Origin of the sequence: Paralysiella testudinis (genome assembly GCF_016894345.1) — a bacterium.
Taxonomy (GTDB): domain Bacteria; phylum Pseudomonadota; class Gammaproteobacteria; order Burkholderiales; family Neisseriaceae; genus Paralysiella; species Paralysiella testudinis.
Map to the genome: position 1 here is coordinate 211916 of NZ_CP069798.1, position 23858 is coordinate 235773.

Below are 23858 nucleotides of genomic sequence, written 5' to 3' on the forward strand. Positions count from 1 at the left end.
TTTTGGATATTCCCCCGCCCCTTACGGGCAGAGGGCTAGGGTGAGGGGTGGTTGTTGGCCGGTGTCAGGTCGGGATTCAGCGGGTCGGTGCTTTGGCGGGTGTACACGCCGGTGAGCTTGGGCAGGTTTGGCTCGGTAATGCGCTGCACCTGCTGGGTTTCGGTTTGCGCACGCAATTCGTACTGCCATGCGCCGCCGTCTTCACTTAAAAACCCTTCCGCAAGCAGATGGCAGGGCTGGCAGTTCGGCGGGCGGTAGCCCACAATCGCCAGCCGCAGCGCATCGAGCAAATCCAATGCTGCGCCATCGTGGTGCACGCCACGCCCGAATACAGTCAGGTTCAGGGTGATGTCGCGCTGCTGGGCAATCATGCCCAAGGCTTCCAATTGGGTGAATTTGCTGCCTTGGTAGCCGATTAACACCGCGCCCTTTGGGTGGATAAAGCGGTAGCCATCGGGGCGGTCGGGAAACAGTGCCACTTCGTATTCAGGCAAGGCTGCCTGAAGGTGCGCCCGCAGCGCGGTGAGTATCGGCAGGGTGGCGCTCATCAGTAGCCGCTCCAATCCTGCTTGGCCTTGCCGCGCACGTGGTAGGCACCGCCTTCCGGCTGTGGTTTTTCGGTGGCCGCTGCTGCCGCGCGAATACCTAAATGAATCTTGCCGTCGCGGATTTGCACCAACAGCTTTACAGCATTGTCGTAGGCCGCCTGCAAAGGCTTGGGAAACTCGGCCGCGTTGATGCGCCGCTGGTGCAGCCAGTGCCGGGCAATATCGGTGCACAGATGGCGCAAAATGCTCGGCGCGGTTTCCAGCGGCAGTGCATAGCGCCCCATCAGGTAGCCGTCGGCCAGCTCGCAGGCGTAGGCAATGGCGCGGTCTACAATCTGCCAGTCCGGCTCGCCGTAGCCCTCGTCATTCGACAATTGCACCAGCTCGGCACGGCTCACCGCCGCGGCCACATCTTCGCGGGTGATGTACATGGCCTAGCCCTTGGCCGCAGACTTGTTGCCCGGCTTGGCCGCCGCCGGGGCGGGTTCCGGATCGGCTTCGGGTTCCGGGGCGGGTACCATCGCAGCGGCATCGGGCGGCGCGGCTTCGGCGGTAACATGCGCCGCCACCTGGCTGTACTGTTCCGGGGTTAATTCCACCGCTTCGCCCGCTTCCACACGGTATTGCGTGCCCTTCGGGGTTTCCAGAATCAGCGGGGTTTGGGCGATATATACTTTAAGAGTCATAATCAGCCCCCCATCTTGATGCGGATGATTTCATTGGCGGCCGTGGCCGCGTCCATCGCGCGGCCAATCACCACCGCAGTGCCGGCCTGTTTCACTGCACAGCCTTGGCCATCCGCGGCCACCGCATCGCCCACCGCCAGCGCACCGCCGCTTTCCACCAGCAGCGTGCCCAGTGTTTCCACCGCCACGGCATCACCGGCGGCAGCGTCATACACGGCCACGCCTAAGGCGGCTTCGCCAGCAGCCGCCTGCTTGCCGGTGTAGGCCACAAAGCGGCTTTGAATAATGGCGCCGGTGGCTTTTACGGTTTCGGTAAGCACGGGCTTTTTGGTTTTGTTGCTCATGATTTTGTCCTTGTATGGGCTGCCTGAAACCTTCAGGCAGCCTTGGATTTACTTGGCCACCGATTCGATCAGGTAGCCGCAATTACCGCCCACTACCGCCACGGCAAAGTTGTCGGTATAGCGCACGCGCTCCACCTTGCCGTTGAGGTCGCGGCTGTCGGCAAACGGGTTGCCGCGCACGCGGAAGGTATAGCCGAAGCTGGGGTTGCCTTCATCGGCGGGCTGGTCGGCACTATTGGCACCGCGCACCAGCAAGGCCACATTTTTGCCCCACAGCCGGGCAAAATTTTTGCCGTCGGAAATACGGGCGGCACCCACAATGATTTCCTCCACTTCAAACAAATCTTTCAGGATTTGCAGATTCAGGCGTTTGCGCTCATTGCTGCCCAGCTGCTCTTGCAGCTTCGGGTGGTAGCGCAGATGCGTTAATACTTCTGCACCCACCACCATGATGTTGGGCGCAATCCCCACCGCGTCCAATACCTTGTCTTTGGCTTCGTCGATGTCTTTTAAGGGGTCGCTATTGGCTTGGTCGTTCCACTGTGCAGTGCCGGTAAGCGTTTTGCTGTGGCCGGTGCCGTAGCTGTTTTTGGCCTGCACCAAGCGGGCGGTGATCGCTTCCTGTTTCAGCATCACCCCTTGTTTTACCCGGCGTACCGCCTTGGCACGCTGGTCGAAAAATGCCTCTTTTTGGGCGCGGTAATCCACCCCGGCTTCCAAGTCATGCTCATTGGTGTTAACGGTGAGCCAGGCATTGCTGTCGATGGTGATAACATTGCTGTCGGCACCCACCGCACGCTCGGTGTCGTATTCCAAAAACGCCGCATGGCTGCCGTGCACCGGCACCTTGACCGCTTCTTTTTCAATCGGCACCACCGGCATAATGGTTTCGGCCACAAATTGATTGGGTGCGTAGCCTTGGGCAATGGTGGTCAATACCGGGTCGGCCACGCGCAGATTTTTCAGATAATCACTCATGTACTGCTCCTTGATGGGTTACAAACAGCGGCGCACCGCAGTTTCATAGGGGATGCCTTCTTTAATCGCCAAGGCGTGGGCGCGCTGGTGCAAATCCAGCACTTCCGGGTCAGCCTCGGCAAAATCTGCTACAGCGGCGTGCGTGCCGGCAGCGGCCTTGGCGGCGGTGGCGGTTTCGGCAAATTCCATTGCCGGTGGCAGGGCACGCAAAAAACCGCACAAGCCCTCGGCCAGCGATTGCACCGCATCGCCTTCGCCAAATTCGGCTGCGGTGTGCTGCGGGTATTCGGCAAAGTTCAGCAGCTGCGCCACCAGCGCCTTGTCGGCGGGTTTGAGCTTGCCGTCAGCGGCTAAGCTTTCAGCAAAATCGGCATTGGCTTTATGGCCGGCGGCCAGCAGGCTTTGTGTTTGTTCGGCTTGCAGGCGTTTTACTTCGGCTTCCGCCGCATCGGCACGCGCCGTTGCGGCAGCCAGCGCGGCGGCTGTTTCTTGGGACATATCGGTCTCCTTCGGTTCATGGGGTTGGTCTTCGGATGGGGTGGATGGGGTGGCCGCCGCTTCGGCAAACGCGGCCTGCTCAATCGGCGCATCGTGATAACGCGCCATTTCTTTGATGCTTTCGATTTGCCAGCCGGGTATCGCCGCATCGGCATCGGCCTGGCCGAATTTGGCCAGCAGCCAATCGCGCAGGCTGCGCAGCACACCGGCGGTGTGTTCGTGGGCGGCTTCGCTAAATTCCACAATCCCGGTTTCGTTGGCGGCAAATTCAATCGGGCGCAGCCCTTTACCGCCGGTGCGTGCGCACCCAAAAAGCCGACATGGCGCAGGTAGTAGCTGTCGGGCACCGGGTTATTGGGATGGCCGGGCGGCCAGAATGAGGCAGAAACTTTTTATAGCGCCCGGCAGCCACGGCCTCGGCAAAGTCGGCATCCATCTGCGCAAACTCGGCTGAAAGGCTGCCTGAAGCGGCAGACAGCGCCGGCACCCAGCCGTAGGCGGGCGCGTCCATCTTGGGGTGGCCGATGACAATCGGCGCTTCATGCTTTGCCGGGTCGTACACGGCAGCGGCACGTGCCACATCGGCATCGCTGATGTGCCACACCTTGCCGTCGGCGCTGGTGCGGGTGCCGGCTTTAAAGATTTCAAACTGCTTGGACATAAAAAAACTCCCTCAATCGTTATGGGGAGTTTGGGCGTAAATCTGTTTGCGGTCTTTTAAAACGTTTTAAAAATTGCAGCCTGGATGGCGCTGTAATTTCTGCGAAGCTAAATTGCATTGAGGCTTAAAAAATAAAACCGCCAAAGCGGCGTTTTAAGCGCATTTGGCGGCATGGGTAAGCATTGGTATGTTTTGAATCTACAGCATCGGTCAGGCGCATTTGAGACCGGGCTATTTGGCATTCTCCGGCTCATCAAACAAGTCGGATTGCTTTTCAGCAAAAATCTGCGCCCGCACTTCTTTGATAATGGTGTAAATGCGGGTGCGGGTGAGGCCGTATTTTAATGCCAAATCATCATGATTATTACCGCTCCATTCTTCGTAGATTTTACGGTTGCGGGTGCGGGCGCGCGTGGAGATGTCTTTGGGTACATAAAAATTCCACCCGCCAAGCTCATCAATCACCAAATCCACCACCTCATCGGCAGCTGCTTCCGCCTTGTTGCGCGGCATGCCTTGTGAGAGCAATTGGCGCAATACCGCATCGGTGAGCACTGCCACAAAATCTTTAACCGTGTACGCTGCCATCGTGTACCGCTCCTTTCCTGCGTTTTTTCTCCATCCGTTGCCGCCATTGTTTCAGCATCTCAATCACCCGGCTGGAATCCGCTGTACCAAGCCAGCCGTAATGTGCTACCCCGGTCATCTTTTTAACGTAGTTGTTTAATGCCCGCTCGCTGCTGTCGAACACCACGCCCTTGGTGTGCAGCTCAATCCACAGCCCGCGTATCATTTGGCTCTGCCCATCGCTGTGGTAGATGGGCAGGTCGGGGCGGGTGGCGGGCTGGCGCTTGGGTGCCGTCATCACAAAGCCTTGCGCCTGCATCGCCTTTAGCGCCGCCTCCAGCTGCGGCAGGCTCATGTCTTTGCTGCTGGTTTTGCCGCGGCTGGCATTGGCCAACAGGGTGCGGTAGGCGCTGTCGTCCAGCATCAGCTGGCCTTTGGCCACATGCAGCAGGCGCACTAGCTTAGCTTTCTTTTGTGCGGCGGTGAGTTTCATCGGCTTCCCTTAATCGTAATGTTCCACACATGCCGCCGCGCATGGCACAGCGGCATGGATTGAGCATCACTGCACGGCGTCTTTCAGTGCTTTGCCGGCGCGGAATTTAGGCGACTTTCCCGCAGCAATGGTGAGCGGCTCGCCGGTTTTGGGATTGCGGCCTTGGCGCTCGGCACGTTCGCCCACATAAAAGTGCCGAAGCCCACCAGCTGCACTTCGCCACCTGCGGCCAGGCTGCCTGAAACGGCACGCTCAAACGCCGCCAGCGCCTTGCCTGCCGCCGCTTTGCTGATACCCCCCTCGGCGGCGATGGCATCGATTAAATCGGATTTGGTCATTTTGATTTCCTTAAGTTGGTTTGGGCGGAGCCGCCGCCCGGCGGGTTAGTGTGAAACAAGCGGCACCACAGCTTCGCCGGTAATGGCGTAAAACTCCTGCTGCACTACGGCCAGCGCCATTAAGACAAGGTTTTGTGCTACTGTGCCGCCGTCTTCATGAGGCTGCGGTAGCGGCGCGTCTGAATTGAGTTTAATCAGCACACCGCAAACAGTGCCGTTTGAAAACGGTATTTCAATTTTCACGGCGGCATCGCCGTCATCATTTTCTTCTTTGCGCGCCAATACCTGACGGCCTGCCGATTCAAATAATTTTGCCCAGGTTTCCATATTCAAGCCTTCCCCGTATCGGCATCCACCCGCACATATTCGCCGCTGCCCTCATCGCGGCGGTACAGGCGGATGTATTCACGCGACACATGCACGGTGAGGCTGTCGGTGAGTGCCCGCATGGCGCGTTGCCATTTTTCGTCTTGGATATTGTAGCTGCGCAAGGCCAGCACTTTGCTGGTGCTGATATTGCCCTCTTTGTTGACATCAAATGCCTGCTGCACAATCACTTTCAGATTGGCATTGGCACCGATGCTGTATTCTTCCAAGCACTGGTCAATCAGGGCTTTGGCAGCGTGCAGGCGCTCGTCAAACGTCAGCACGTCCTGCATGGCCACCAGCACCCGGCGTTTGCCGTCCAAGCTGGTTAAGGTGACATTGCCTTTTTTGCTGGGCTTCACATCAAATTCCGCCGCGCTCACGTCCACAAAGGTGCGCACGGTTTCAATGCCTTTTTGTTTTGATTCGGCATAGGCCTGCGCCTTGGGTTCGATGGCATCGAAAAGCTCGTTCACCAAATCGTCGCGCATCAGGTCAATCGGCCGGATGGCGCTTACCGGCACCAGCGCACCACGGGCGTCTTCACGGTATTGGCTTAAATCAATCTGTTGGTTCATCGTGTTGTCCTTTTTTGTGTTGCCTTGCGGCATAAATCCGTTTGCATTCGTCTGCGGTGCGGCTGCGGTGACCGTGTATCCAATCGGTTTGCACCATTGGCGCATCGTGCAGGGCTTGGTTAATAATCTGCTGTATCCGCGCCAGTGCCGCTTTGCCGCTGGCCGTGGGCGGGTGTTTGTGTTTCAGCTTGCGCTGCTCCGGCAGCGGCGGCAGATGGTGGATCAGGTCGCGCGGGTTTGGCCATTCACTGCTGCTTAAGGCTATCTGTGTAAAGGCTGCCTGAATCCTTGCGCGGTCACGCTCTGCATCCCACACCGCATTGCGCTGCCTTAATAAGCCCACCCACACTTCGGCTACAGCGGCCAAGTCGGCGGCGGCGGGGCGGCCTTTTAAATTCAGGGCGGCCAGCCGGATAAAGCCCTGCGCGATTTCTTCTTTCAAGAAGTCAATTTCCGCCCCCTTTCTGCGCCCACGCAATCAGCCCGCCCACGCCATCGCGCAGCTTGGTGCTTACTGCTCCTTCCCCCGTGGGGGAGGGCTGGGGAGAGGGCAAAACTGTTGCTGCTGTGGTTTTTTGCGGCGTCCAAAAAGTCAGGTTTTCCAGCAAAAAGCCGTGGCCGGTGAGCGGGGTTTGCAGCTTGCCCAAATCCCGTGCCTCGATGCAGCGGTTAAACGCCCAAATCCATGCTTCGCGCGGCGCAGGGTAGCTTTGGTGCTTGCGGGTAATCTGCGCTGCCTGAATCATCGGCACCAGCTCGGCCAACAGCTTGGCCGCCCGCGCCCAGCTCAAGTCTTTTTGCGCCGGGCGGAACAGGCCAAGGTAGCGCAGCGCTGCTTTGGCGGTGTCGTCCGAGATGCCGGTAAGCGCCACAATCAGGCTGCGGGCATCGTCGTGGGCAATCAGCACTTCAATGCTGGCGGCAGCGCCGCAGGCGGGGCATTTAATTTTCATCTTCCGCCACCCAGCCCCATTGTATGGTTTCTCTAAACACGCCCACCGCCCACTCTTCCCGCTCGTCATCTGTCATGTTGTCCCAATCCTCCGGCACTTCTTCTTCAAACAGCCACGCAGAATCACAGTCTGCGCACAGCCCCACGCACGAGATATTGAATTTCACCGTTTTCATTTGATTGCCTCTTCCCCGGCCACCGGCTCCAACACCCAGCCTTTGGCCAAATCGTTATCACTCATGCCGCCATACACCGCCTGCCATGCCGCATCGGCGGCGCGGTCGTCTGCCGCGTTATCGGCAGCTGTCGCCGTCGCCGCCGCCTGCGGCGGGGTATCCAGCAGCGGCACCATGCCCAAGCCCAAGGCCATTAGTGCGGCCAACACCAAACGCAGGCACAGCGCACGCAGCCAGATGGTGCCTAAACTGTCGGATTCTTCGGCTACCGGGTAGCCCCATTGGTTGCGGTATTCCATCTCACGCCCCCGCCACCGCATCGGCATACACCACCGCATCGCCCTGCATATACGCCTGATTCATGGCGGCGGCCACCAGATTGTTGACTGCCAGCGGATACAGCAGGCTTTGGCCGGCCATCTCGCGGCTGGCGCGGCTGTGGATGGTCAGGCGGGCGGCCACTTGGTCGATGGCGGCATCGTCCATAATCTTGTCTACATCGCCACCGGCACGCTCAAACTTGTGTTTCAGGTAGCCTTTGAGCTTGCCGTCGGAAAGGGGCAGCAGGGTCACAATCTCACAGCGCTGCACCACTTCGCGCACTTGCGGGTTGTTTTCAGCCAATTTGTGCGCCAACTCCGGCTGCCCGATCAGCACAATCCCCAACAAGCGGGCAAAGCCGTGTTTCAATTCGGCAAACCGTTTTAAGTGTTTCAGCGTCACCCAAGGCAGGCAGTGGGCTTCTTCAATAATCAGCAGATGGCGGTTGCCCGCTTTATGCGATTCAATCAGCGCCTGATGAATCTGGCGGAAGCGTGCTTCGGGGCTGCGCTTCGGGCTGCTGCCGGGCGATACCGCTTCCAAAATGGCTTCGGCAATATGGGCGGCCTTTAAGGTTTTGCCCTTGATGTCGTTCTCTTCCATCGCCAATACATACGGCTGCGCCAGCAATACCGGGCGGTTTTCACGCAACAGGCGCTCTTCCAAATCCTCGCGCAGGGTGGTTTTGCCGCTGCCGCTTTCGCCTACCGCGGCCACAAAGCCGCCGTGGGCAGCAGCCTGATACATGGCTTCCCGCACATAGCGGATATCCGGCGTTAAAAACACATCTTCCGCACTGCCGATTTCATCGTTAAACGGATCACGCGCCAGCCCGAATGCTTGCCGTGCGGCTTGTGTTAAAGTGGCTTTTCGCAGTAACATATTCTCGTCCTCGCTTTCCAAGTTAAGGGCAGGTGCGGCTTCCGGCTCGTTTTCCAGACATTCGGGAATGTCCGCACCATTTTGTTTAAAAAAGACTTTCAAGTTTTCATGCAGCGCTGCTGCGTTTTTTTTCGGCCAGCGGGAATGTTTCACCACCCCCACCAGCGTGGGCTTGCTGCAACCGATTTCGGCAGCGGCCACGGCATAGGATTTGCCGATTTGTTTAAATGTCTGCTCCATCATGCTCACCATTTGGGCGGTAGAACTTCAAAAGCACCGTTATAGGCTTTTTGCTCCGCTATCCTGAAGGAATCCATACCGACTTCGGGGAAAAATGATGTTTTCACCAAAATGCCGTGAGTGCCGTCCAAAGGGTAGTAGCGTACGCGTCCGGCAAATTCTCTGGCTACGCCATAGTCGTTGTACCCCTCTCCGATTTTCAAATAGAAAACATCCGATGCAATCAGGCGGAGCAGGAAATCCAAATGCTCTTCAAGCGGAGCCGATTCCTTTGGATGTCCCGACCAAAACACAGACATTTCTTTGATTTTTTCCTTTACCTGCGGGAAATCAAAATCAATGGCAACTTGCACTTCATAATCATCCATCAGGCTATCTTCCCGAATAATGAACAGCTGCTTGCCTGTCATATTTAATGTCATTTTCTAAGCTCCTTTTACCAGTTTCAATTTGCCCCTGCTCACCAACTGCCCCAACAAGGCATCCAACTCGCAGGCGGGGATACCCTGCGGCCAGTGTTTTCGGATCAAGGCCATTGCACCGGCCCACTCGCCGCCGGCCGCTTCAAGCTGCGGCTTGAGTATTTTGGCCGCCTCGGTCGGGCTCAACACCTGCTCGGCCACTTCCATTTTGTTGTAGTCCATCTGCTGGCCTTCGCGGGTGAGGTACATCACCTTATTGGCGGCAAGCGCCTGCTCTTGATGGGCAAAAGGATTGATGCGCCCGTCAAACGGCAGGGCTTTCTGTTTGCGCTTTTTGGCCGCCGCTTCCAAGGTATCCGCGCCCATCGCCAGCATTTCCAGTGCCTTTTTATTGGTTTGCGCCGGGGTGTCGGCGTGCGCCTTGTATTCCTGCCCGATAATCGCGGCGTTAGCATGGAAACCCCACTGGTTAACCACCACTTCCGGCACCGCAATCCAGCACTCCCTGCCGTTTTCATCGAAGCGCTGCACCCTCACCGCACCCGGCTGCCAAGGGTTCTTAGCCACCACCACACTTTCGCGCGGGCTTAAAGCCGGTATAACACTCACATCAAAATTCCGACCCTCAAAGCTGATGGTCAAGTTATCCTGCACCTTGCGCGTTTCCGGGCGGCTTAATACCAGCTCGCGGCAGTAATCGGCAGGCGGCGGCAAAATCAATTCTTCCGGGCGGATTTTCTGCCAGGCCGAAAAGCGCGACATTTCATGGCGGCTGTGTTTGCGGTGGCTGTTGAAATACACCATCCAATAATCAGCCCAGCGTTGCAGTGCAGTAATATCATTCACCCGGCGCAGGCTTAACTTGGCTTCAAAAAATATCTCCACTAAATTATTGCCGTTTTCCACTTGGCCTTTGCTGCGCGGGTTGCCCGGTTTGTTAATCTGCACATGCACTCCAAGCTGTTGGCATAAATACTTAAAACTGTGGCCGGTATTGGCACTTCCGGGGTCGAGCATCACCAGCTTAGGCACCCCGCAAAACGGGTTTTCAGCACGGTTGCTTTTCGGCTGCATGGCCTGAATAAAGGTCTCGCACAAATTTTCAGAGTTCTCGCCGCCAAACACATACCAAACAAACAGGCTGCCTGAAGTGTGGTCGGTTACCACATAGCGCCACACCCTATCCAGCACAATGCGCTCAAGGTTTTTGGGTTTGTTTTTGTAAAACTTATCCGATTCCATCATCCGCAAACCCGTGTCATCCTTCCCCTCCGTGCCTTTGGGCAGGTAAAACAGCACGCACAGGCTGGCATCGATTTGCCATACATGGTTGGGGTGCAGGCTTTGCAGCGCATTCACCGGGTCGGGCACCAGCAATTGGTCGGGATGCAGCCCATATTGGCGCAGCGCCCGAATCACCGTGCTGCTGCTCAACTGAATCACTTCCCCTGTCTGCTTATCCACTCGTTCTGCCTCAATCAAGCCGTTGGCACGCAGCATATTTACCGCCTCTTCCACCGTAGTCATACGCTTGCCGTTTTTACGCATGGTTTCCAGAATCAGGCTGCCGATGTATTCCGCTTCGGTGCGGGTCAGTGCGCTGCGGCCCGCATCGGCACGGCGCTTGCGTGCCGGTGCCACACTCACTTTTTTAAGCTCGCGGTACAGCTTATCGCGCGACATGCCCAACTCTGCCGCCACTTGCTGCAAATAGCCGCTTTTTTGACCATGCCCCAGCTGCGCCACCTTGCCTGCCACCGCCACCAGCCTTTGTGTCAGCACCGCACTCATGGCTTACTCCCGCCCCTGCATCCATTCCGGCTCGATGTCGTCTTGCGGCACCTCGTCCGGCAAATCAAACAAGCCGCGCAGCTGCTCGATATCGGCAATCAACTGGTTCAGGCAGCCCACCATCACCGGGCGGTGGTTGAACCCGCCCGCTTCGCCATGCGCCACCAGCTCTTCAAACAAAGGTTTGATGCGGCTGATTTGGCTGCGGGCGGCCACTTCGGTGGAGGCCAATACCATAGTGATATGGCTGCCCACATCCGCCGCATCCGGCTCTTTGGTTTTAGCGGTTTTTTGTTTTTCCAGCTGCTCGGTCAGGCGGTTGATTTTGGCGTCTTTATCTGCGGATACCTTGCGCGCGGCTTCGGTGTCTTCGCGGGCGGTGCGGATGGCGTCGCGCAATTCGTTGCGGGTCATGCGGTCGAAGTCGTCCAACGTATGGCCGTTTAGCTCGCCGCCATCGGCCAAGGCCACCAAGGTATCGTCTTCTTCCACCAGCAGTTCCAATAGTTTGGACTTACCCAAATCCATTAGCTTAGCCTGGGCTTTCTGCATTTGTGGCGTCGCGAAACGGCGAGTGGCGTTCATTAAGCGGCGGGCTTCGCGTTCATGTAAACCAAGTTCGGCATTAGCAATTTCCGCAAATCGGCCATGTTCGGTATGCTCTTTTAAAACAATTAGCGCCCGTCCCAGTTCAAACATTCCTTCAAGGGTTTTACGTGCGGCATGGCGTGCTCGCTCCAGCCAACGTTCCTCGTTATAAATTTCATTATTTCCCCATTGCTCCATCACCGCCATGCTGTGAATGGCAGCATTATTGGAAATATCTTCTTCAACTAATTCTTGTTTTTTGTTATTGCTATTCATTTTTTATTCTCCAAAGCGGACGCTGGCGTCCGTTTTCAACTAAAGCTGCCGTTATCCACACGGGTGCCGATTTCATTTAAGCGGTTTTGCATTGCTTCCTGTTGCCTTCGGAACCGCTCCGCAATCTGTAAAGTTTTGATGCTGTAGGCGTAGTGGCCGTTGTCCAGCTTCTGCACTAATCCTGCCACAATCAAATCATCTAAATCACGGCTAACCTGGGCTGCCGACATATCAAGGCCGTCTGAAAGTGTCTTATTGCTGATACCGATAATCGGGTGGCCTTCCAGTGCTTTAAATACCGCCAGCAGCCGCTGGCCTTTAGTGCTCGCCGCCATCGGGTGCCTCCTTTAAGCCCAGCTTCACCGCAGCCAGGTGCGCCATGCCGCGCCGCCCCTTGGCTTGCCCGCGCAATAGGTGTTCTACCGCCGTGCGCTCCAAACCGAAATACTTTGCCCATGCACTGCGGTTAATCCCGTGGTCTACAAAATATTTCCTTGCTGATTTAATGGTTTGCGGATAAGGCAGCGGCAAAAAGTGATTTTGCTGTTTTTTCATTTTGTGCCTATTTGTGTTAATCTGTGTTTATTGACCAAGGCCATATTCCCAAGAGAAATCTGATGACCTCAATATCAGCAATCCTCCCCATGACTCGCGCAGAAGCCGAGACTCTTCGGCGTCTAATTCCGCACCTTGACCGTTTAGCAGCGCAGTTAGACGGTCTCCACCCGCAGGCCGATGAGCAAGGGGCGGAGTTTCGGGCGCTTCAGGCGATGTTTCATGATGTCTGCCGGGTGTTGTCGCCGGAGCAAAAACAGCGCCTTTTGCACCAATGGCAGGGGGAGTTGCAGGAGCCACTGTGGATGCAGGAGAGCAAGCCGCCATACACGCCTGATGAGCTTGAAGACGATGCCGCAAACGACGTTCTCGCTGCTGCCGTGCAGTTTTTAGAGCATGACCTTTTGCATGCACAGGATTAGATGCCGTCATTTTTTTTGCCCTTTGTTGTGTTGATGTGGGTTTGTTTGTGAATATGTGTGTAGAATAATCTACATTAGTAGATAAATCAACAGGCGAGCTATGAAATTTGTAGATTTTTTATATAGAGTAAAACAAGAGCTTGATTTTAAATATGATAAAGATGTAGCCGCTTTCCTTGGGCTAGATGAAAAGGCATTTTCTGCGCGCAAAAGACGTGATTCAATTCCAGAAAAGGATTTACGTGCCGCATTGGCTCGGCATCCAGAAATCAAAGCAGATGTAGATTACATACTTACTGGGGGTAGAGGCTTTGCAGATAAATCTACAAATTCGCCTATGATATCTACTTTGCAGGAATTAACAGATGAAGAAGAAAAACTGATTGCTTATTTTCGTGAAGCTACTGCCAAAGACAAAGAAATGATTATGTATATTGCCCGTAGGGCAGAGAAAAAAGCCGACCCGATTGAGATTGGTAAAGTAGGTTGATTTAGTAATTTTTTAATTTCAAACAATGGAGAAAGCCATGCCAACCATGACAAAAGAACTAGCAGATAAACTATGGCAATTAAAAAATTTGGATAACCAATACAGCGAATTAAGACAAGAATTACAGGCATGGCTAGAAGAGGCTTGTGACGGGTATTTAACGGGCTGGCTTCGGGCAAGTTTGGAAAAAGGCGAGGCATTTACTTTAGTGGCATTAAAAGCGAGCCTTGACCGACCGCAATTCGGCAGTGCGAATGAAGATAATATTGCTCTATGGCATCAACTTAATGAGGTGAAAAGACTGATTTCTGTATATGAACTTCGTGCAAATCAAACTTGGGTACAAAACAAATAAAAAAGGAAACCAAAATGAAAAAAGCATTGCTTATCTCAACAGTGTTATTCACCCTAGCTGCCTGTAGTGGCGAGAACAGCGCAAAGGCACCGGCTCCTGTTGCGGCATCGGCATCTGTTGAAGTAGCCAAAGTTGCACCGCCGGCACCGGAGATGAAGCTGATTGAGGATACTCAGCACATTACGGATCAGCTAAAAACAATACCCACCTTGGGTAAGGTGGTGATTTATACGGAAGACACAGACCCAAACAATCTGCTTGGCCGTCCGGGGCAATATGTCGGCAAGCTAAACTTTGGCGACACCCGCTATAAAGATAAAAAAGCAGAAGATTTTGCCACTATTGAAATTTTCAAAACCGAAGCCGAGCGCGATGCCCGCCATGATTATGTGGACAACGTAACCAAAGGTACGCCTTTTTTCATGTATCAATACAAACACGAAAACCTGCTAATGCGTCTGCCTCATGAGATGACGCCTACCCAAGCCAAGGAATATGAAGCAGCTTTAAACCGGATGTAGGCAATATTAAAAATGTAATTCCAAGGCTGCCTGAAACTTTCAGGCAGCCCTGTAGGCGCAAGGTCAAAAGTTGAAGCCACGGGGATTAACAACGTAGTTTGAACAATTTGAATAAATGGAGGAAGAAAATATGGGGGAATTGGTTAAAGCACCTGATGGTTCGCCGGCAGAAATTGTTGGTGAGTGGGCAAAAGAAAAACACGATTGTCTCAATCGTTATATTGATATATCTCGGGGTGTCCGAAAAAAATTTGTAGGCGAGGACGGGGCGGGCGCAACTTATATCGATCCATTTTGTGGGCCGGGTCTTTGCAAAATCAAGAATACAAATGAGTATATTGATGGCGGCGCAGTAGCTGCTTGGAAAAAAGTGTAGCGGGTGGCGCTCCATTTTCTCAAGTGTTGATTGGAGACTTGGACAAAGAAAGATTGGCGGCGGCTGAGCAGCGTCTCCGGACACTGGGTGCACCCGTAAAAATTTATCAGGGTAGTGCAACGGAAACCATAAAAACAATTGTGAATAGTTTGAATGCTTATGCATTGCACTTTGCATTTCTTGATCCATACAATTTAGAAACGTTGGATTTTAATATTATTGAAACACTTTCTGCGCTAAAGCGCATAGATATGCTGGTTCATATCAGCAAAATGGACTTACAACGAAATGGGGCTAAATACATTAGCAAAGAAGAACACAGTTCCTTAGATTCATTTATTCCAGGATGGCGGCAGCGTATTGATGTAGCCAGAGGGAATCAAGTCCAGCGCGAGCAGGTATTTGAATGTTGGAAAGATTTGATAGAAAGTACAGGTGTTTATTCTTCTAGTGATGTCCGTTTAATAACAGGCTCCAAAAATCAGCATTTATATTGGCTGTTATTAGCGGCTAAAAATGACTTAGCTCTCAAGTTTTGGAAAACTGCGGTTGATACTGGGCAGGGGTCATTATTTTAATCAGCTATTTGAACAATGGGGTATCTCATTCCAAGTGCGGCCTTGCAGCTCACGACCATTGGCTTTTTATGGCGCTTTACGCCATCTGCACCCCATCCGCCCCATTGTTTAAAGAAAAATGCCGAGCCAAAGGCTTCTGCCTGCTTTTTAATATTAATCACCCACTCCGGCTTCATGGGGCGGGCTTTATGACCAGACTCCCCGCCTACAATTACCCAGTGAATATCGGTTAGGTTCACTTCTCCCAAGTCTTCCAGCAATGGCTCCACAGACAAGAAGCGGATAGACGCATCAACCATGCGTAAATAATCAATTCTCGGTACACCGTATTTCACATCTTCTACAGACACGCCCAGCCATACATTTTCGGGGCATGGTCTGGAGTTGAAATATTCTGGCAGCCTTTCGGCTCGCTTGGTCAAAATTTGGTATGTGTGTTGGGGGTTGCCCCAATCACGGCAAAAACCTGATCCAGAAAGGTATCCGGAATATCCTCATGAAAAAGATCACTCATGCTGTTTACAAAATAAACAGTGGGTTTTTACGGTTCATTGGCTGTCTTAACCGACTTTCATGGCAAGACAACTTAAACCCTTGTTCGTAGCCGGGTGTACCCATTGCCTCCAGTCGTCGTGCCATAACCTCGGCATAACAGTTTTTGCATCCGGGTGACACTTTAGTGCAACCTGTGGTCGGGTTCCATGTAAGCTCAGTCCATTCGATAGTTGACTGGGTTGCCATTGTCGTATCTCCAAAATATACACTCAATATACACTCATAATTTTAAACAAATAAGCCTGCCTTGGCATGATTAATTTTTAAAACGTTTTAAAAGACCGCAAACCCATCTCCCTGCAAAATCCCGTTACGATTCAGTTAACGGGATTTTTGTTTTGCAATCATTAAACCCGTTTAAAAGACCTGCTGCTGCGGTGTGCTTAAGATGGCATCCACAGCAAGCACTTTAAACAACCATTGATAGCGGGGATTTATGTCTGATTTCTATACTTTTATCGACCGCGTGCTCGCCCACGAGGGCGGCTATGTGAACGACCCGCGAGACCCCGGCGGTGAGACCAACTGGGGCGTCACCGCCGCACGGCGCAGGCCAACGGCTACCACGGCAATATGCGGGCGATGACGCGCAACCAAGCGGTGGAGATTTACCGCACCGCCTTTTGGCTGCGCTACCGCTGCGCCGAAATGCCGCCGGGTGTGGCATTCCAGTTTTTCGATGCCTGTATCAACCACGGCTACGGCAATGCGGCGCGGATGTTGCAGCGGGCCGCCGGGGTGGCAGACGACGGCGTGATTGGCAACATCAGCCTGGCCGCCATCAATACGCTGCCTGAAAACGACCTGCTGCTGCGCTTTAATGCCGAGCGGATTGATTTTTATACCCGCTTATCTACATTTGCCCACTTCGGCAAAGGCTGGGTGCGGCGGGTGGCGGCCAATCTGCGCCACGCGGCAACGGATAACCAAGATTAAGTTTACGGCTGCCTGAACCACCAGAATGCCAGCGCATCGGTTCAGGCGGCCACCTATTCAGGTGTCAGGTTTCAGGTGTCGGGAATCAGGCACCACAGAACCACCAAACATAGAGAGAAATATCAATGAACGATTATATACGGGTGTTGTTATGGGTATTGTGGTTGCCCCTGTATTTATGGTGCGGCATCCATTTATGGGGTTGGTCGCCACTGCAAACATTGGCTAATATCGGTGGTGTCGGGATTGCTTCGTTTGCCGGTTATTTTATGGCTTCTGTGGCCTATGGTGCCATTATCGACCTGTACAACAAGTACAGCACGGCGATTCGCACCATCCAGCAAAATAAAACCCAATTCAGGGCTTTTTGTAAATGGCAGCAGAAACAGCAGCAGGAGCAGCAACCACGATCCGCTTTATCCAATGGCTTTCCGGCCTGATTACCAACCCCGCCAGCGGCCAAATTTCGCATACCAAGCTGTGGGCAAACGTGGCCGCCGCGGCGATGACGGTTAAATTCGCCCTGCACCCGGCAGCGCCGGAGTGGCTGTGGTGGGCATACGGCGGCATGGTGGGCGGCTATGCGCTGATTAAGCGCGGCATTGCCGCGGTGCCGCAAGTGGCCGAAATCAATAAGGGCAACACCATGTGGATTAGCAGCCCCATCAACCAAGCGCTGGGCTTGTGTGTGGCGGCGATGCTGGTGGCCGGCGGCAGCTGGTATAGCGGCTACAGCAGCGCCAAACGCGCCGGTGAAGCACAGCTGGCGGCGCTGCGGCAGGAATATGCAGCGCAAGCACTGGCAGCCGAGCAGCAATACAGCGCCAAGCTGGCCGAAGCGGCGGAGCAGCAGCAAAAGTGGTACGACTTTGCCCAACACCAAAGCAGCAAGCTGGCGCAAGCCACCCAAACCTTAGACGCCCAAGCGGCACTGTTACAAAAGGAAATCCCTTATGCGATTGCACAAGATGCAGCAAGCGGCGGCCATTGCCATAGCGGCTTGGGTGCTGACAGCCTGCGGCTCTACCGCCGCGCCCTCGGCTACCCCGATTAAAACCGTAGAGGTAGCCAAGCTGCCGCCGGTGGCTGCCGAGCTGCTCACTGCTCACCCCAAGCCTGCCGCTCCGGCTTCAGGCAGCCCGCAACACTTGCTGGCACATGCCGCCGTTTACGGCGCTTGGTGCGGCAAGCAGGCGCTACAGCTGCAAGGCTGGCAGGTGTGGTATCGGAGCGGTGGGCGTGACGAATAAGCTAAGCCAGCCCACTATTATGTTTGAGATTCGGCGGCTGCGGCGGGGCAAAGAAGTGGTGATTTGGCAGACCACCGGCACGCATTTATCGCGCATTGGCGGGCTGGTCTGCGGATTTAAAAACCCGGCCGAAGTGGATGCAAAGATAAATCAATTTTTGGCAGACACGCGCACAAAATACCCGGATATCGTTGATATCGCCGAATTTGAAGCCATGCTGGACGCGCAAGAACAAACAAAAGAATCAGATTAAATGGACATAGCCGATAAAGCCGCCCAATGCGAAGCGGCACTGTTAAACGATGCACTGGCACGCCAAGCGGCCAAACAACACGGCGGCCAAAGCTACAGCTACTGCGAAGACTGCGGCGCGCCCATCCCACCCGCACGGCAGCAGGCCGCCCCCGGCTGCACCCGCTGCATCCTGTGCCAAACCTATGCCGAGAAAGGCTGGCCTTAATGAGCGCCGACACCGCAAACATCATCAACATTGAATTTTGGCAAGTGGTGAGCTTTTTCTCACCTTTCTGGGCGTGTGTTTCGGCTTCGGCAAAATCCTGTTTGCCCAATTTAAAACCGCACTGGACGACCGCTTAGCCCTGCTGGAAAAATGCAGGCCAAGCTGGAGATGGTGGAGCAAAGCCACAACGAATTGCTGCGCCAGCTACCGCTGGACTATATGCGCCGCGAAGACCATATCCGCAACGAGAGCAAGCTGGAAGCCAAGATTGATGCCGTCTACGGCATCATGAGCGATATTTACAAGATGGAGAGCCACAAGAAATGATGCAAAAATCCGCCGCGAAGGCATGCGCTGGCAAATCATCAGCATGTTGGACAAAGCCCGCCCGATTACCGCGCACGAGCGCTTTATTGTCGACGTGGTGCGCGGCATCTACCCCGACGCCACCGCCGTGGAAGTGCGCCAGCACCTAGACTATCTGGCCGACCGCCGCTTAATCGACTTGGTCAAACAGCCCAGTGGCGCTTGGTATGCCGACCTCACCCGCTTGGGCGTGGACTTGGCCGAATACACCATTGACTGCCAGCCCGGTATTGCCCGCCCTGAAAAATATTGGGAGGGCTAGCAATGGCACCGCGCAGCAGCATCGACCTACTGCCCGACACCGTGCGCCATGCCTTGGAGCGCAGGCTTACCGACACCGGCTTTGGCAACTACAGCGAGCTTACCGAATGGCTCAACGAGCAAGGCTACCAAATCAGCCGCAGCGCCGTACATCGTTATGGCCAAAAAGTAGAGCGCCGTTTTGCATCGATTAAAGCCAGCACCGAAGCCGCCCGCCTGATTGCCGAGGGCGCAGCAGATGAGGGCGACACCCGCAGCGAAGCCTTAATGGCCATGCTGCAAACCGAATTGTTTGATGCACTGGTGCAGATAGGTGAAATGCCGTCTGAAGAGCTGGGCGCGATAGACCGCTTCGGCATGATGGCCGAAGGCTCGCGCAAAATCAGCGGTTTAATCTCCGCCAGCACGCGCTTAAAAGAGTATCAGGCCAAAGTCAAAGCCAAGGTGGCCGCCGCTGCCGAAGATGTGGCCAAGCAGGCCAAAAAGGCGGCTTGAGCGATGAAGCCGCCGAAGCCATCCGCAAACAGATTTTAGGCATTGCATCATGAGTGATTTGGTACAGCAAACCGAAGACCGCACCCCAATGGCACTGCTGCCGTATCAGCAGGCATGGTGTGCGATCAGTCGCCGGTAAAGCTGTGCGAAAAGTCGCGCCGTATCGGCTTAAGCTGGGGCGAAGCCGCCGACACCGCCTTACTGGCCGCATCCAGCAGCGGCATGGATGCCTGGTATATCGGCTACAACAAAGACATGGCGCTGGAATTTATCCGCGACTGCGCCAACTGGGCGAAGTTTTACAACCTCGCTGCGGGTGAAATCACCGAAACAGAGGAAGTGTTTGTTGAGGGCGATGACAAACAGGCCATTTTGGCCTTTGTTATCCGTTTTGCTTCCGGCTGGCGCGTCACCGCACTGTCCAGCCGCCCGTCCAACCTGCGCGGCAAACAAGGCCGCGTCATTATTGACGAAGCCGCCTTCCACGACCAACTTGGCGAATTACTTAAAGCAGCAATGGCACTGCTGATGTGGGGTGGCCAAGTGCACATCATCAGCACCCACGATAGCGTGGACAACCCGTTTAATGAGCTGATTACCGATGTGCGCGCCGGTAAAAAGCCTTACTCCATCCACCGCATCCCATTTGATGAAGCGGTGGAACAAGGCCTGTACCGCCGCATTTGCTTGCGCTTGGGGCGCGAGTGGGCGCCCGAAGGTGAGGCAGTATGGTGTAAAGAAATCCGTGATTTCTACGGCGAAGACGCCAGTGAAGAGCTGGACTGCATCCCCAAAAACGGCGGCGGGCGTTGGCTGAATCGGGCGCTGATTGAAAGCCGGATGAGCCCCTATACACCCGTTATTCGCTACGACCAAACCGATGTCTTCGGTTTGCTGCCCGAGCCGCGCCGTGCGGCTGAAGTAGCCGATTGGATTGCCGATGTATTGCAGCCGCTGCTTGACGGCCTCGACCCAGCACGCACCAGCTTTGTCGGCGAAGACTTTGCCCGCAGTGGCGACCGCACCGTGCTGGTGCCGCTATTGCAGCAAAAAACTGCAACTCAAACCGCCGTTTGTATTGGAGCTGGGCAATATGCCGTTTGCCCAGCAAGAGCAAATCATGAAGCACCTACTGCACGGCCTGCCCAATCTGCGTGGTGCAGCGTTGGACGCCCGCGGCAACGGCCAAGCACTGGCCGAAGCCATGCAGGACGCATTCGGGGTGAGCGTAGTAGAAGCCGTGATGCTGTCTGAAAACTGGTACCGCATCCACACCGCGCCATTTAAAGCAGCGCTGGAAGACGGCACGCTGGACGGCCTGCCCAAAGATGAAGACATCTTGAACGACCTGCGCACATTTGAATTAATCAACGGCGTGCCGCGCATCCCCGCCACCCGCACAAAAGGCCAAGACGGGCGCAAACGTCACGGCGATGCCGGGATCGCCTTTGTGCTGGCGCACTATGCCAGCCGCGAATTGAATATAGGCCCGATTAAAGTCAGCAGCCGCCCCACACGTCGCCGCAGCAGATTAACCAGAGGATACTAAAGTGGCCAAGCCCCATTTCAAACTTAAAACCATCGCCGGGCAAGTCAGCATCACCCCCGCCGATTTATCCGCCCATATTGCCGTGGCACGCCAGTTTTGGGGCGTGGGCGGCTTTGGCGGCCTGCTGCCCAATCCCGATGCCGTGCTTAAGAAGCTAGGCCGCGACATCAGCGTATACCGCGATTTATTGAGCGACCCGATTGTGGCCGGCCATGTGCGCCGGCGTAAATCCGCCGTCACCAGCATGGCGTGGCGTTTAGACGATGCCGACACCCCGCCTGCCGTGGCCGCCGCGTTGGCAGATTTTTTTGCTGGGGTGGATATCTACCGCCTGATTAACCAGATATTGGACGCCACCCTATATGGCTACCAGCCGCTGGAATTGGTATGGCAGCGCGGCAGCCTGTGGCTGCCTGACGTGATTGCCAAGCCGCCGCAGTGGTTTCAATTCAATGCAGAGGGCGAATTGTGCTTTACCGGCGATGGCCGCATGGATGCCGAGCCGGTGTTGCCGTACAAATTCTTGTGCCCCACCCACAATGCCAGCTATACCAACCCCTACGGCATGGGCGATTTGGCCACCGTATACTGGCCTACCGTATTCAAACGCGGCGGCCTTAAATTCTGGGCAGAATTCGCGGAAAAATTCGGTGCGCCGTGGATTATCGCCCAAGAGCCGCGCAGCAACACCGATGCCGACACCAACCGCCTATTAGATGCATTAGAGCAGCTGATTGGTAATGCCGTGGCCACCATTCCCAACGATTCCAGCGTTGAAATCAAAGAAGCCGCAGGCAAACAGGGCAGTGCCGATGTGTACGACCGCTTTATCCGCTATTGCCGTAGCGAAATCGCCATTGCCCTGCTCGGGCAAGACCAAACCACCGAAAAAGACACCAACCACGCCAGCGCCAAGGCCGGGCTGGAAGTTACCGACGACATCCGCGACAACGATTGTCGTATCGTTGAAGGCTGCCTGAACCAGCTTATTGAATGGATTTGCACCCTTAATTTTGGTGAAAACGTGGCACGCCCGGCCTTTGTGCTCTACAGCGAAGAAGTGGGCGACAAAACCTTGGCCGAGCGCGACCAAATTTTAAGCCAATGCGGCGTGCAGCTATCCAAAAGCTACTGGCAGCGGGCCTATAACTTGGATGACGACGACATCGTGCAAGTGGGTGCGGCGGCAAAAGCGACGACGTCGTCACATTTGGCCAGCTTTGCCGAGCCGATTACCGCAGCCGATGCGGGCATCGTGGTGGATAACACCGTCGCCGAGATACTGGCTTCAGGCAGCCTGAACGCACAAGGCCAGGCACTCACCCGGTCCTTAATCAACGCCCTGCAAAGCGGCGGTGCCGATACCGACACCGTGCTCGACCGCCTGATTAACGCCTACCCCGATATGGACGACAAAGCACTACAAGATGAGCTGGCACGGCTGATATTTCTGGCCGGGCTGGTGGGGCGGGTTGAAGCCGCCGGAGAGCTGGCAACATGAACCCCGAAGACATCAAAGCCGTATTCGGCATGCAGCCCGAAGCCGCCGTGGCCTATTTGCAGCAGAAGGGCGTAACCGTATCTTGGGATTGGCAAGACATGCTCGACGACGCCCACGCCACCGCCCACACCGTGGCCAAAACCGCGGGCATGGACGTGGCCGACGACATCTACCGCGCCATCAACAAAGCCTTAGCCAACGGCCAAACCCTAGCTCAATTCCAAGCCGAGCTCACCCCCGTGCTGCAAAGCAAAGGCTGGTGGGGCAAAAAGAGGTTGCCAACCCCGACACCGGCGAAGCCCAAACCGTGCAGCTCGGTAGCCCGCACCGCTTAAAAACCATCTACCTCACCAACACCCAATCGGCGTATATGGCCGGGCGCTATGTTGAGATGATGGACAGCTTGGACACGCATCCGTATTGGGAATATGTAGCCGTCAACGACAACCGCACCCGCGACACCCACCGCCTGATGCACGGCAGGGTTTACGAAGCCACCGATCCCATCTGGAACACCATGTACCCGCCGTTGGATTACCGCTGCCGCTGCCGCGTGAAGCCACTGTCCGAATCCCGCGGCCAGCGCCGCGTATTGCCCCGCGCCGAGCTGGAAACCCAAACCGTCGACATCGGTCGCAACGAATACACCGGCGAAGAGCGCCATGCCCAACGCACCGGCATCCGCGTGGGCGGCAAATTCGTTGCCCCCAGCCCCGGCTTCAACAGCAACCAAGGCCAAGCCATGCTGTCGCGCATGGCATCGGTAGCCGTAGAAAAGCCCAAGCCGCCCACCCTGATATTGCACGGGTGGCGTTGAAAGAAATGATGGGTAATGACAAATTTAAGAATGCACTCACCGGCGAGCAGCTGGCGTGGGTGCAGAAGCTATTGAAAGGGTAGCCATGTTTGAAATCAGCTTAGACGAAAAAGACCTCAAACGCGGGCTTGGCCAACTACTCAAAAACGCCACCGACAACCGCCCCATGATGCGCGGTATTGCTACAGAGCTTATTGCCCTCACCGAAGACAACTTCGAAGACGAGAGCTGGGGTGGCGACACATGGAAGAAAAGCCAACGCGCAGCCGATGAAGGCGGCAAAACCCTGCAAAGAGACGGCGGCCTTGCGGGCAACATCAGCACCAAAGTCGGCAACAGCTTCGCCCGCATCGGCAGCAACAAGCCCTATGCCGCCATCCACCACCTTGGCGGCCAAACCAAAGCCCATAAAATCCGCCCCAAAAAGAAAAAGGGCTGGCCTTCGGCGGCATTGTGCGTAAATCCGTCAACCACCCCGGCAGCAACATCCCCGCACGCCCCTACCTACCCATCAGAGGCGATGGCAAACTCCAGCACGGCGCCGAAGAAGCCATCCTCGACATCGCCCTCAAATCCCTAGCCAAAGGCGTATAACAGCCACAAAAAACGGGCTAAATAGCCCGTCCGATTTGTTTCACCCTGTGCAACACTGTTTCAATTTCCCCA

General features: G+C 55.2%; 38 protein-coding genes and 5 pseudogenes. 20 read left to right on the forward strand and 23 right to left on the reverse strand.

What is annotated here, in order from left to right; translation table 11 throughout:
* Positions 1 to 35 precede the first annotated feature (35 nt).
* The 22 genes and pseudogenes from JQU52_RS01075 to JQU52_RS01180 all read right to left on the reverse strand — a co-directional run bounded on the left by JQU52_RS01075 (position 36) and on the right by JQU52_RS01180 (position 12260).
* A complete protein-coding gene (locus JQU52_RS01075; RefSeq protein WP_230339364.1) occupies positions 36 to 548 on the reverse strand; it encodes a Gp37 family protein in 513 nt (170 codons plus the stop codon).
* A complete protein-coding gene (locus tag JQU52_RS01080) occupies positions 548 to 979 on the reverse strand; it encodes a gp436 family protein (protein ID WP_230339365.1) in 432 nt (143 codons plus the stop codon). Before JQU52_RS01080 ends, JQU52_RS01075 begins: the two co-directional genes overlap by 1 nt.
* 3 nt (positions 980 to 982) lie before the next feature.
* A complete protein-coding gene (locus tag JQU52_RS01085) occupies positions 983 to 1234 on the reverse strand; it encodes a hypothetical protein (RefSeq protein ID WP_230339366.1) in 252 nt (83 codons plus the stop codon).
* A 2-nt stretch (positions 1235 to 1236) separates the two neighbouring features.
* A complete protein-coding gene (locus JQU52_RS01090) occupies positions 1237 to 1578 on the reverse strand; it encodes a capsid cement protein (protein WP_230339367.1) in 342 nt (113 codons plus the stop codon).
* A gap of 48 nt (positions 1579 to 1626) precedes the next feature.
* Positions 1627 to 2556 (reverse strand): major capsid protein, encoded by a 930-nt coding sequence (locus tag JQU52_RS01095; RefSeq protein WP_230339368.1) that lies wholly within the window; start codon positions 2554 to 2556, stop codon positions 1627 to 1629.
* 18 nt (positions 2557 to 2574) lie between these two features.
* Positions 2575 to 3297: a hypothetical protein gene (locus JQU52_RS01100; RefSeq protein ID WP_230339369.1), complete on the reverse strand. Its 723-nt coding sequence runs from the start codon at positions 3295 to 3297 to the stop codon at positions 2575 to 2577.
* 43 nt (positions 3298 to 3340) lie between these two features.
* A complete protein-coding gene (locus JQU52_RS01105; protein WP_230339370.1) occupies positions 3341 to 3715 on the reverse strand; it encodes a hypothetical protein in 375 nt (124 codons plus the stop codon).
* Positions 3716 to 3946: 231 nt separating this feature from the next.
* Positions 3947 to 4303: a Mor transcription activator family protein gene (locus JQU52_RS01110; protein WP_230339371.1), complete on the reverse strand. Its 357-nt coding sequence runs from the start codon at positions 4301 to 4303 to the stop codon at positions 3947 to 3949.
* Complete coding sequence (locus JQU52_RS01115) at positions 4284 to 4775, reverse strand: gp16 family protein (RefSeq protein WP_230338374.1); 492 nt, start codon at positions 4773 to 4775, stop codon at positions 4284 to 4286. Before JQU52_RS01115 ends, JQU52_RS01110 begins: the two co-directional genes overlap by 20 nt.
* A gap of 132 nt (positions 4776 to 4907) precedes the next feature.
* A pseudogene (locus tag JQU52_RS14815) lies at positions 4908 to 5113 on the reverse strand (HU family DNA-binding protein); the annotation flags it as partial.
* Positions 5114 to 5158: 45 nt separating this feature from the next.
* Positions 5159 to 5440, reverse strand: a complete 282-nt coding sequence (locus JQU52_RS01125; protein ID WP_230339372.1) for a hypothetical protein — start codon at positions 5438 to 5440, stop codon at positions 5159 to 5161.
* 2 nt (positions 5441 to 5442) lie between these two features.
* Positions 5443 to 6057: a DUF3164 family protein gene (locus tag JQU52_RS01130; protein WP_230339373.1), complete on the reverse strand. Its 615-nt coding sequence runs from the start codon at positions 6055 to 6057 to the stop codon at positions 5443 to 5445.
* Positions 6041 to 6499, reverse strand: a complete 459-nt coding sequence (locus JQU52_RS01135; RefSeq protein WP_230339374.1) for a hypothetical protein — start codon at positions 6497 to 6499, stop codon at positions 6041 to 6043. The genes JQU52_RS01130 and JQU52_RS01135 overlap by 17 nt, the downstream gene beginning before the upstream one ends.
* 4 nt (positions 6500 to 6503) lie before the next feature.
* Complete coding sequence (locus JQU52_RS01140; protein WP_230339375.1) at positions 6504 to 7010, reverse strand: hypothetical protein; 507 nt, start codon at positions 7008 to 7010, stop codon at positions 6504 to 6506.
* Entirely contained in the window at positions 7000 to 7185 is a 186-nt protein-coding gene (locus tag JQU52_RS01145) for a hypothetical protein (RefSeq protein WP_230338377.1), read from the reverse strand. Before JQU52_RS01145 ends, JQU52_RS01140 begins: the two co-directional genes overlap by 11 nt.
* Positions 7182 to 7484: a hypothetical protein gene (locus JQU52_RS01150; RefSeq protein ID WP_230338378.1), complete on the reverse strand. Its 303-nt coding sequence runs from the start codon at positions 7482 to 7484 to the stop codon at positions 7182 to 7184. The genes JQU52_RS01145 and JQU52_RS01150 overlap by 4 nt, the downstream gene beginning before the upstream one ends.
* A 1-nt stretch (position 7485) precedes the next feature.
* Positions 7486 to 8628 carry an ExeA family protein gene (locus JQU52_RS01155; RefSeq protein WP_379062014.1) on the reverse strand — a complete coding sequence of 381 codons (1143 nt, stop codon included), beginning with the start codon at positions 8626 to 8628 and terminating at the stop codon, positions 7486 to 7488.
* A 5-nt stretch (positions 8629 to 8633) separates the two neighbouring features.
* Entirely contained in the window at positions 8634 to 9050 is a 417-nt protein-coding gene (locus JQU52_RS01160; protein ID WP_230339377.1) for a hypothetical protein, read from the reverse strand.
* Positions 9051 to 9053: 3 nt separating this feature from the next.
* Complete coding sequence (locus JQU52_RS01165) at positions 9054 to 10841, reverse strand: DDE-type integrase/transposase/recombinase (RefSeq protein WP_230339378.1); 1788 nt, start codon at positions 10839 to 10841, stop codon at positions 9054 to 9056.
* A gap of 3 nt (positions 10842 to 10844) precedes the next feature.
* A complete protein-coding gene (locus JQU52_RS01170; protein ID WP_230339379.1) occupies positions 10845 to 11705 on the reverse strand; it encodes a hypothetical protein in 861 nt (286 codons plus the stop codon).
* A 35-nt stretch (positions 11706 to 11740) separates the two neighbouring features.
* On the reverse strand, positions 11741 to 12040 hold the full coding sequence (locus tag JQU52_RS01175; protein WP_230339380.1) for an IclR family transcriptional regulator: 300 nt from the start codon (positions 12038 to 12040) through the stop codon (positions 11741 to 11743).
* Positions 12024 to 12260: a helix-turn-helix domain-containing protein gene (locus JQU52_RS01180; RefSeq protein WP_230339381.1), complete on the reverse strand. Its 237-nt coding sequence runs from the start codon at positions 12258 to 12260 to the stop codon at positions 12024 to 12026. Before JQU52_RS01180 ends, JQU52_RS01175 begins: the two co-directional genes overlap by 17 nt.
* Positions 12261 to 12349: 89 nt before the next feature.
* Here JQU52_RS01180 and JQU52_RS01185 point away from each other — a divergent pair, with 89 nt between their 5' ends.
* The 6 genes from JQU52_RS01185 (at position 12350) to tcmP (JQU52_RS01205) (ending at position 15002) form a co-directional block, all read left to right on the forward strand.
* The gene (locus tag JQU52_RS01185) at positions 12350 to 12682 is read left to right on the forward strand and encodes a hypothetical protein (RefSeq protein ID WP_230339382.1); all 333 of its coding nucleotides are present in this window, start codon (positions 12350 to 12352) and stop codon (positions 12680 to 12682) included.
* Between the two features lie 100 nt (positions 12683 to 12782).
* The gene (locus tag JQU52_RS01190; RefSeq protein WP_230339383.1) at positions 12783 to 13172 is read left to right on the forward strand and encodes a helix-turn-helix domain containing protein; all 390 of its coding nucleotides are present in this window, start codon (positions 12783 to 12785) and stop codon (positions 13170 to 13172) included.
* Positions 13173 to 13209: 37 nt separating this feature from the next.
* Positions 13210 to 13527, forward strand: coding sequence for a hypothetical protein (locus JQU52_RS01195; RefSeq protein ID WP_230339384.1), 318 nt, complete (start codon positions 13210 to 13212; stop codon positions 13525 to 13527).
* Between the two features lie 14 nt (positions 13528 to 13541).
* Positions 13542 to 14048, forward strand: a complete 507-nt coding sequence (locus JQU52_RS01200) for a hypothetical protein (RefSeq protein ID WP_230339385.1) — start codon at positions 13542 to 13544, stop codon at positions 14046 to 14048.
* A 115-nt stretch (positions 14049 to 14163) separates the two neighbouring features.
* Positions 14164 to 14424 (forward strand): three-Cys-motif partner protein TcmP, encoded by a 261-nt coding sequence (gene tcmP, locus JQU52_RS14680; RefSeq protein ID WP_268866623.1) that lies wholly within the window; start codon positions 14164 to 14166, stop codon positions 14422 to 14424.
* Positions 14409 to 15002 (forward strand): three-Cys-motif partner protein TcmP, encoded by a 594-nt coding sequence (gene tcmP, locus JQU52_RS01205; RefSeq protein WP_268866624.1) that lies wholly within the window; start codon positions 14409 to 14411, stop codon positions 15000 to 15002. The genes tcmP (JQU52_RS14680) and tcmP (JQU52_RS01205) overlap by 16 nt, the downstream gene beginning before the upstream one ends.
* Here tcmP (JQU52_RS01205) and JQU52_RS14820 read toward each other — a convergent pair.
* Positions 14999 to 15743, reverse strand: a pseudogene (locus JQU52_RS14820) (DUF5131 family protein). The gene tcmP (JQU52_RS01205) and the pseudogene JQU52_RS14820 sit on opposite strands and share 4 nt — an antisense overlap.
* A 250-nt stretch (positions 15744 to 15993) precedes the next feature.
* Between JQU52_RS14820 and JQU52_RS01215 the strand changes: the two are divergent.
* From JQU52_RS01215 to JQU52_RS01280, 14 genes and pseudogenes are all read left to right on the forward strand, one after another.
* Positions 15994 to 16493 (forward strand): annotated as a pseudogene (locus JQU52_RS01215) (glycoside hydrolase family 108 protein).
* Positions 16494 to 16618: 125 nt separating this feature from the next.
* Positions 16619 to 16933, forward strand: a complete 315-nt coding sequence (locus JQU52_RS01220; protein WP_230339386.1) for a hypothetical protein — start codon at positions 16619 to 16621, stop codon at positions 16931 to 16933.
* Positions 16867 to 17130: pseudogene (locus JQU52_RS01225) on the forward strand (hypothetical protein); the annotation flags it as partial. The gene JQU52_RS01220 and the pseudogene JQU52_RS01225, both read left to right, overlap by 67 nt.
* A gap of 367 nt (positions 17131 to 17497) precedes the next feature.
* Complete coding sequence (locus JQU52_RS01230; protein ID WP_230338393.1) at positions 17498 to 17743, forward strand: hypothetical protein; 246 nt, start codon at positions 17498 to 17500, stop codon at positions 17741 to 17743.
* 19 nt (positions 17744 to 17762) lie between these two features.
* Positions 17763 to 17996 carry a hypothetical protein gene (locus JQU52_RS01235; protein ID WP_230338394.1) on the forward strand — a complete coding sequence of 78 codons (234 nt, stop codon included), beginning with the start codon at positions 17763 to 17765 and terminating at the stop codon, positions 17994 to 17996.
* Positions 17997 to 18203 (forward strand): TraR/DksA family transcriptional regulator, encoded by a 207-nt coding sequence (locus JQU52_RS01240; RefSeq protein ID WP_230338395.1) that lies wholly within the window; start codon positions 17997 to 17999, stop codon positions 18201 to 18203. It abuts the gene before it with no gap.
* 150 nt (positions 18204 to 18353) lie between these two features.
* Positions 18354 to 18530: a hypothetical protein gene (locus tag JQU52_RS01245; RefSeq protein ID WP_230339387.1), complete on the forward strand. Its 177-nt coding sequence runs from the start codon at positions 18354 to 18356 to the stop codon at positions 18528 to 18530.
* Between the two features lie 22 nt (positions 18531 to 18552).
* Positions 18553 to 18831 carry a hypothetical protein gene (locus tag JQU52_RS01250; protein WP_230339388.1) on the forward strand — a complete coding sequence of 93 codons (279 nt, stop codon included), beginning with the start codon at positions 18553 to 18555 and terminating at the stop codon, positions 18829 to 18831.
* A 2-nt stretch (positions 18832 to 18833) separates the two neighbouring features.
* Complete coding sequence (locus JQU52_RS01255; RefSeq protein WP_230339389.1) at positions 18834 to 19325, forward strand: phage protein Gp27 family protein; 492 nt, start codon at positions 18834 to 18836, stop codon at positions 19323 to 19325.
* A gap of 114 nt (positions 19326 to 19439) precedes the next feature.
* A complete protein-coding gene (locus JQU52_RS01260) occupies positions 19440 to 20579 on the forward strand; it encodes a terminase large subunit domain-containing protein (protein ID WP_230339390.1) in 1140 nt (379 codons plus the stop codon).
* On the forward strand, positions 20530 to 20874 hold the full coding sequence (locus JQU52_RS01265; protein WP_230339391.1) for a hypothetical protein: 345 nt from the start codon (positions 20530 to 20532) through the stop codon (positions 20872 to 20874). Before JQU52_RS01260 ends, JQU52_RS01265 begins: the two co-directional genes overlap by 50 nt.
* 1 nt (position 20875) lies before the next feature.
* Positions 20876 to 22375 carry a DUF935 domain-containing protein gene (locus tag JQU52_RS01270; RefSeq protein WP_230338400.1) on the forward strand — a complete coding sequence of 500 codons (1500 nt, stop codon included), beginning with the start codon at positions 20876 to 20878 and terminating at the stop codon, positions 22373 to 22375.
* Positions 22372 to 23275 (forward strand): annotated as a pseudogene (locus tag JQU52_RS01275) (phage head morphogenesis protein). The gene JQU52_RS01270 and the pseudogene JQU52_RS01275 overlap by 4 nt, the downstream one beginning before the upstream one ends.
* A 2-nt stretch (positions 23276 to 23277) precedes the next feature.
* Positions 23278 to 23772 (forward strand): phage virion morphogenesis protein, encoded by a 495-nt coding sequence (locus JQU52_RS01280; RefSeq protein ID WP_328300856.1) that lies wholly within the window; start codon positions 23278 to 23280, stop codon positions 23770 to 23772.
* Positions 23773 to 23858: the final 86 nt, after the last annotated feature.